Below are 7,385 nucleotides of genomic sequence, written 5' to 3'. Positions count from 1 at the left end.
AAACGCCTTTTCATTTCCCGCGGAACCCACTTTTTCTCCCAAACACCTTTTCATTTACCAAATACTTGCCGACTACTCAGTCCCATTACCTTTTTCATAGAGCATCTTTACCATATCGGCAAATAACAAATTAACCCCACCCGCATTGTCTGGTACATCTAAATTGACGGCTACTAAAGCATATTTAGGGTTTTGATAGGGAAAATAGCCAGCAAACCATTTATTATGCAATTGCTGGCCGTTTACAAACTTTCCAGTTTCCGCAGTTCCAGATTTCCCCGCAACCTCGTATGGCAGATCTTTAAACCATCTGCCTGTCCCATTTGGGTTTAAGACAACCTCACGCAGCAATTTTTGCAGCTTCATCGCTGTATAGGGTGAGATGGTATCTCCCTTTAAGTCTTTTGGATCAAAATTCACCATGGTAGTGCCATTTTTATATTCAATTTTTGACACAGCACGGACCATTTCCTTTTGGCCGCCTCTAGCAATCGTGGCCATCATATTGGCAATAGCTAAAGGGGTAGCGCGGACCTCATGCTGGCCAATTCCTGACATTGCCGCGAAATTTGAATCTTTTCTTGCCTCATCTGACACAAACACTCTACCCTTATCTTCATCGGGAAGCTGTTTGAAATTGCTGGTATGATAAATATCCCCCTGCCAGCCGACAGAACCAGTCAAGGATAATTTTGCCGCATAATCTTCCAGCAAGTTCGGATTCTTTTTTTGTAATTCTCTTGCTAACTCACCAAAGGTCCGATTACAGCTTCTGGCAAAGCTATCTGTAAAATTCAGCATTCCATAATTATATTTCAGCTCAGGCTTTCCATTGATCTTTTTACTGCAATCAAACATACGTGTCGGGTCATCAAGATTTTGGTCTATTGACGCTGCTGCCACAACGGTTTTAAAGACAGAGCCCATGATTTGCTGCTTTAACATTACATTTGTAATTCCCGCTCCATTGTATGGGTCTTTTTTATTAATGGTCGGACGTGAAACCATCGCCAGCACACTGTTGTCCTGAATGTCTAGTAAAACCAAACCGCCTTTTTTTATTTGATACTTATCAACCAGTTCCTCTGCTTTTTGCTGCAGACTTTTATCAATGGTTGTTCGGACATTAACAGGATAAAAGGGATTAGCTGGATCGACATACTTCACATTGATCCCAAATAACGGGGCACCGCCGCCGTCAACATGGTAAACGAGCTTAGATTTTCCTTCAGGCAGAAGAAATTCATCAAAGCTTTCCTCAAGACCCGATACACCAATTAAAGTTTTCTCCGATAAGTCTTTGTTGGGATAACGTTTCTGTAATTCTTTCGCATTTTCTCCTGTTAACCCTAATAATTGTTCAGCCGGCACATCCCTCCGCTCAAACTTTTTTTCAATCGCAAAAACACCAGGGATTTTTAATGCATTAATTTTTTCCATTTGCGAACTTGTAAGTTCCATTGGTTCAGGATCACCATATGCAAATGGCTTCTTCGCCCCTTCTACTGCACTGTTTAAAAAATTAACAGGTATCCCCGTAATATCCGCTACTTTATCAGCCTCCCAATCCATCTTTTTTAAAAATGGAAATAGGACAAGTACCGACACCTTCTTATGTGTCAGCATTGTTCCATTTCGATCAAGAAAATTACCTCTGCCGTTATCTATCACTAATTCTTGTGTTCGCTGCTTTACGCTTTCCTCAAGTAAATTAACGTTATGTTTTGAAAAAGTTTCTGTTTCAACTAATTGGATTTGCATTAAACGTGCTAAAAGCAAAACAAATCCGGTTAAGCTTATGATAAGCCAGCCAATTGTGCGTTTTCTCCACATAAAAAACACCTCGTCAAAAGTTTTGACGAGGTTTTCTTATTTCAAACATTATTTAATAGAAACGATACGGACACTCATTTCACCGCCAGGCGTTTGAACAGATACTTGATCTCCAACCTTTTTACCTAAAAGGCTTTTAGCGATTGGTGAATCGTTAGAAATTTTACCTTCAAACGGATCAGCTTCAGCACTGCCGACAATCGTATAGGTTTCTTCTTCTCCATCTGGAAGTTCAACAAAGGTAACGGAGCTGCCAAGAGTTACAGAGTCGCTCGCAAGTTCCCCTTCTTCAATAATCTTAGCGTTGCGAACCATATTTTCTAAAGTGGTAATTCTGCCTTCAACAAAAGCTTGCTCTTCTTTCGCGGAATCGTACTCAGAGTTTTCAGATAAATCTCCGAAGCTGCGCGCGATTTTAATTCTTTCTACCACTTCTTTACGTTTAACGGATTTTAAGTATTCTAGTTCTTGTACAAGTTTGTCCTTACCTGCCTGTGTCATTGGAAATACTTTCTCAGTAGCCAAAATCCTCACTCCTTCTAGTCTTCACAATCCCCCATTAGAATTGTGTATGTAATGTATGTAGATATTATGCCAGTCGGCATAATACATTCAGCGCGTCCTTGTAAAATAAAGGGCGCGCATTTATCCAATTGGGATTTTATAGATAGTTCTTTTGCTATTGTTTCATAAAAATGACTTTTGTTCAAGAATTGTTTGAATTTTTGTTACCATTAAATCAATCGCCACGTGATTATGACCGCCTTCAGGGATGATGACATCCGCATAACGCTTGGTCGGCTCAATGAATTGATTATGCATTGGACGAACCACATTCACATATTGATCGATAACAGAATCAAGTGTTCTCCCACGTTCTTGAATATCACGCTGCAATCTACGGATAATCCGTATATCTGCATCAGTATCCACGTACAGCTTAATGTCCATTAAATTGCGGAGACGTTCATCTTCGAGAACCAGGATTCCCTCTAAAATGATGACATCCTTTGGTTCCACATGAATGACTTTTTCTGAACGTGTATGCTGTGAATAATCATAAACAGGCTTTTCAATCGGTTCAAAGCGTAATAGCTTTTCAATGTGAGCTATTAATAAATCGTTATCGAAAGCGAGCGGGTGGTCATAGTTTGTCTTTAACCGTTCCTCAAATGGCAATTCACTCTGATCCTTATAATAATAATCTTGTTCAAGCATCAAAATGGAATGCCCCTTAAAGCTTTCATAAATCGCTTTGGTAACGCTGGTCTTTCCGGAGCCGGAGCCGCCGGTTACACCAATAACAACGGGCTTGCGCATTATACTAGTTCTCCTTTCGCATCATGTTGTTAGGGTACACCGGTTTGTCCAATTTGAATTGTACAATCTGAAGAGGATGTCTAGCCGCATCCAGTTCATTACCTTTTTCATCCCAAATTTTATCAATCACATGAGTAAAGTTTTGAATTTCCGGTCCGAAGAATTCCACTTCATCACCCGGTCTAAAATGGTTTCTCTGTTGAAGGGTTACCACCTGTGTCTCTTCATTATAATCTAACACAAGACCAACAAATTCAAACTTTGTCTTCTTGCTATGATTACCAAACATTTGCTCTTTATACCCAGGAACCCCTTCAAAAAACGCAGGAGCCGTTTCACGATTGGCACATTTATCGAGTTCTTCTAACCATTCACGTTTGATCACAAAATTCTCTGGATCTGCGCAGTAAGCATCAATAACCTTACGATAAACACTGACAACGGTTGCCACGTAATGAATCGATTTCATCCTGCCTTCAATTTTCAAACTATCGATTCCCATCTCAATCATTTGCGGAATCGACTGAATTAAATTAAGATCCTTCGGGCTCATCGCAAATGGAGCATCACCTTCAGCATATAGAGGTACCTCGTTACCTTCTCCTCCAAGCTGATAAAGATCATAATCCCAACGGCAGGATTGGCAGCAGCCGCCGCGATTGGAATCTCTTGCGGTCATATGGTTACTTAATGTACATCGGCCTGAATAGGCAATACACATTGCTCCATGAATAAAGGTTTCAATCTCGATATCCACCTTTTCTTTCATTTCACGAATCTCTTCCGCACTAGTTTCACGAGCTAATACTACACGCTCCAAGCCTTCTTCCTTCCAGAACTGGACAGCCTTCCAATTTGATAGAGATTGCTGCGTACTTAAATGCACTTCAATCTCCGGTGCAATTCGGCGGCATGTTTCAATGATTAATGGATCGGCCACAATGATACCTGCGACGCCAGCTTCTTTTAAACCTTGTAAATACTCCTCTAACCCATCGATATTCTCATTGTGAGCAAAGATATTGGTAGTAACATAAATTTTCGCACCGTGCTTTTTAGCGAACTCCACGCCTTCCTTCATTTCTTCAAAGGTAAAGTTATCCGCATTGGAACGCAGACCGTATTCCTGTCCGCCAATAAATACGGCATCCGCACCATATTGAACGGCAATTTTCAACTTTTCAAGATTTCCTGCTGGAGCAAGGAGTTCCGGCTTCTTCACAATGACACGCTTTCCATCGATAATTTCAGAAATCTTGTCTTTAACTGTATTCACGATTGAACCTCCTCCTAATTTGTCTAGCTGCAGCGCCTAGTGGCTCGAGGTCATAAGCCAATCCGTCAAGAAGGCACGTCATATGCCTGTCGCCCCTGACCAAGGCGCTTCCGCTTTTCTGTTTAGTAAACTGTTTCTTTAAAATAGAATCCTGTATCTAATGGACGACTTTCTGGCTGAATATCTTCGATTGACGCTAACAGCTCGTCCTTTTTATCTTCATATGCAGCTGGATCTTCAAAAAATAAATCGATTGCCTCGCGGTAGGCTTTGGTGACTGTATTGATATATTCCGGACTCTTTAAGATTCCGTCGATTTTAAATGAATCAACACCCGCTTCTAACATTTCCCCAAGCTCATCGATGATACAAATATCATTCGGGCTCATAATATGGGTGCCGTTTTCATCTTCAAAAATCGGATATTTATTGCCACGTTCCTTATCATGCAGGAACATATCTTTTTTCACTTTTCGGTTTTCAATTTCCATTGCTTTGCCTTGGTATTCATAATAATTACCAAGCAGGGAACGCTTGGATTGGAACATACAGCTCATGCCGTGAACCTGTACTTCAATTTCCACCTCGGCATTTTCCTTGATTTCAACAATGGCATCCATATTGATTTCACGGGCTAACACGGCTCTTTTTGCGCCCTTTCTCCCCCAGTAGTTGCATGTATACCAGTTCGTTCCTGTCGTTTCTGTATTCCAATGAAGCTTCATTTCTGGCGCTGCTTCTTTAGCTGCCATTAATACTGCAGGGTCTCCAAAAATGATGGCATCTGCTTTATTCTCTGCCGCAAATTGGATATACTCGCCAAGCTCTTCAATCTTATCATTATGAAAAATAGCATTCATCGCTACATACACTTTTTTCCCTTTTGAATGTGCCAATTCAATCGCTTTTTTAACATCTTCCCGATTAAATTCACCTGCAAGACGCAGCCCATATCGCTGTTCTCCAACAACAAAAGCATCTGCTCCCGCCTCAGCTAATGGCAGAATTTCCTTAACAGATGTTGGTGTTACAAGTAATTCAGGCTTTTTCATAACTCTCACCTCTTCTTTTACTAATTGCGACTCCATCCCCTACTGGAAGAATGACCGAATCATAATCTGGATGGTCCATTAACCAGTGGTTAAAGTCATCAATTTTCTTTACTAAATTTCGAATTCTTTTAGATTCTATCTCGGACTCCGCCACTAATCCTTTAAACAATACATTATCAGTAATAATCATTCCGTCATCGGAAAGATATTTTGAATAGATTTCAAAAAACTTTTTATATTGGCCTTTAGCGGCATCAATGAAAATGGTATCGTAAGGAGCAAACTTGCTGACTGCCTCCTCCACCTCTAATGCATCACCTTCAACAAGGATAATTTGCTGGGCATGCTCAGATCGTTTGATGAACTCTTTAGCTGCTTGAATTCGTTCCTCATCCCGTTCAATCGTAACAATTTGAGCTTTAGGAAGAGCATTTGCCATTCTTAAGGCCGAATAGCCAATTGCCGTCCCTACTTCAAGAATCTTTTTTGAATTTTGGATACGCAGTAATTGAAGCAGCGCTTCAATTCCACCAATTTCCATAATCGGGACTTTATGCACCTGAGCGTAGGTTTCCATTTCCGAAAACAATGGATTTCGCCCCGGAATCAATTCTTCAATATAAAAATGCAGCTTTTCATTTAACAAGCTGCCGTCACCTCAATCCTTTAAAATGCCTTAAAAGCATTTTTGCCAATTTAATGGTCTTTAGACATGAAAAAATAGCGTTCACAGAAAATGACATCACGAGTTCGACCCGATCCGTTTCTTTCGGACAAAACCGTCCCAAATTCCCTTACTGTGAGTTACGCTATGAATTACCTATTCAACACTGAACTATTCTACCATAAAAAAAAGGGGAATGCGAACATTTCCCCCAATGTGTTCATTATTTTTTACTGGAAATATACTTTGCTTTTAAATTATTATGTTCTTCAAGCGTTTTGCTAAAATAAATTTCATCATTGGCTGCAAGGAAATAATAATAATCGGTTTTCTCTGGATTTAAGGCAGCTTCGATGGAAACTCTTCCTGCATTGGCAATCGGACCAGGTGGCAATCCTTTATTTTGATAGGTATTGTATGGTGAACTCACTTCTAAATCCTTATAAAAAACCTTTTCTTTGTGCTTCCCTTGTGCATAGAGAACAGTTGGGTCCGTTTGCAGCGGCATCCCCTTTTTAATCCGATTGTAGAAAACACTTGCAATTGTTTTACGATCCGCTTTTTCAGTTGCTTCCTCTTCTACTAAAGAAGCCATCGTTAGCAGCTGATGAACGGATAGCTTTTTCTCCTTGCTTTCCCCCGTATAATCAGATAATACGGTTCGCGTTTTGTCAAGCATAGCTGTCACCATTTCCTCAACGGTAGGGTTAGGCTTATAAAATGGATAGGTTGCCGGATATAAATAACCCTCAAGTGGATATTTTATGGATGCATTCATGATTTCATCTGTTAAAATATCAGGATATTTAGCCATAAGTGCTTTAATAAACTCTTTATCATTTAATTTATTAAAAACATCTGCTTCATTTTGCTTTGTAGCAGCAGCCATTATTCCCGCAATTTCCTTCAGTTGTTTTCCTTCTGGAATGGCGATTTTAAAGCTTGCCTTCGCAAGTACTTTTCCTGTTTTTAAGCGCCCTACGATTTCCTGCACATCCATCGAAGGACTTAATTGATATTCGCCAGCCATAAAGCCGCCTTCATTTTTAAGTTTTACATAATACTTAAATACCTTAGCGTCTTTAATAATTCCGTTTGATTCTAGTGTTTCAGCAATCCCTGTCACAGAAGAACCAATTGGAATTTCAACTTTTTTCTGTACCTTACTGTTTGCATCAACCGGTTTCATGGCCGATTTTATGTAGAGATAGCCTCCGCCGCCTACTAATAAAATTAATAA

The 7,385-nt window shown here is 40.0% G+C and carries 7 protein-coding genes; all 7 read right to left on the bottom strand.

The window, feature by feature from the left end; all coding sequences use genetic code 11:
* Positions 1-72: 72 nt before the first annotated feature.
* Positions 73-1,833, bottom strand: a complete 1,761-nt coding sequence (locus V7161_RS09065; protein WP_335444262.1) for a peptidoglycan D,D-transpeptidase FtsI family protein — start codon at positions 1,831-1,833, stop codon at positions 73-75.
* 48 nt (positions 1,834-1,881) lie between these two features.
* Entirely contained in the window at positions 1,882-2,358 is a 477-nt protein-coding gene (gene greA, locus V7161_RS09060) for a transcription elongation factor GreA (RefSeq protein ID WP_223591250.1), read from the bottom strand.
* 162 nt (positions 2,359-2,520) lie between these two features.
* A complete protein-coding gene (gene udk / locus V7161_RS09055) occupies positions 2,521-3,156 on the bottom strand; it encodes a uridine kinase (RefSeq protein ID WP_335444274.1) in 636 nt (211 codons plus the stop codon).
* Between the two features lies 1 nt (position 3,157).
* Entirely contained in the window at positions 3,158-4,429 is a 1,272-nt protein-coding gene (locus V7161_RS09050; RefSeq protein WP_335444259.1) for a peptidase U32 family protein, read from the bottom strand.
* A 122-nt stretch (positions 4,430-4,551) separates the two neighbouring features.
* Positions 4,552-5,481: a peptidase U32 family protein gene (locus V7161_RS09045; RefSeq protein ID WP_335444256.1), complete on the bottom strand. Its 930-nt coding sequence runs from the start codon at positions 5,479-5,481 to the stop codon at positions 4,552-4,554.
* Positions 5,468-6,127, bottom strand: coding sequence for an O-methyltransferase (locus V7161_RS09040; protein WP_335444253.1), 660 nt, complete (start codon positions 6,125-6,127; stop codon positions 5,468-5,470). Before V7161_RS09040 ends, V7161_RS09045 begins: the two co-directional genes overlap by 14 nt.
* 241 nt (positions 6,128-6,368) lie before the next feature.
* Positions 6,369-7,385, bottom strand: a 1,017-nt coding sequence (gene mltG, locus V7161_RS09035; RefSeq protein WP_335444250.1) for an endolytic transglycosylase MltG, incomplete at its 5' end; no start/stop codon positions are given.

The organism is Neobacillus drentensis, assembly GCF_036965425.1.
In the GTDB taxonomy this organism is placed as follows: Bacteria; Bacillota; Bacilli; order Bacillales; family Cytobacillaceae; genus Neobacillus; species Neobacillus drentensis_F.
This window is presented reverse-complemented; position numbering and strand designations above follow the sequence as displayed.

What these genes read in the sequence shown, in the direction of transcription:
- V7161_RS09065 (WP_335444262.1), bottom strand. Translation starts at nt 1,833, where the DNA reads ATGTGGAGAAAACGCACAATTGGCTGGCTTATCATAAGCTTAACCGGA.
- V7161_RS09045 (WP_335444256.1), bottom strand. Translation starts at nt 5,481, where the DNA reads ATGAAAAAGCCTGAATTACTTGTAACACCAACATCTGTTAAGGAAATT.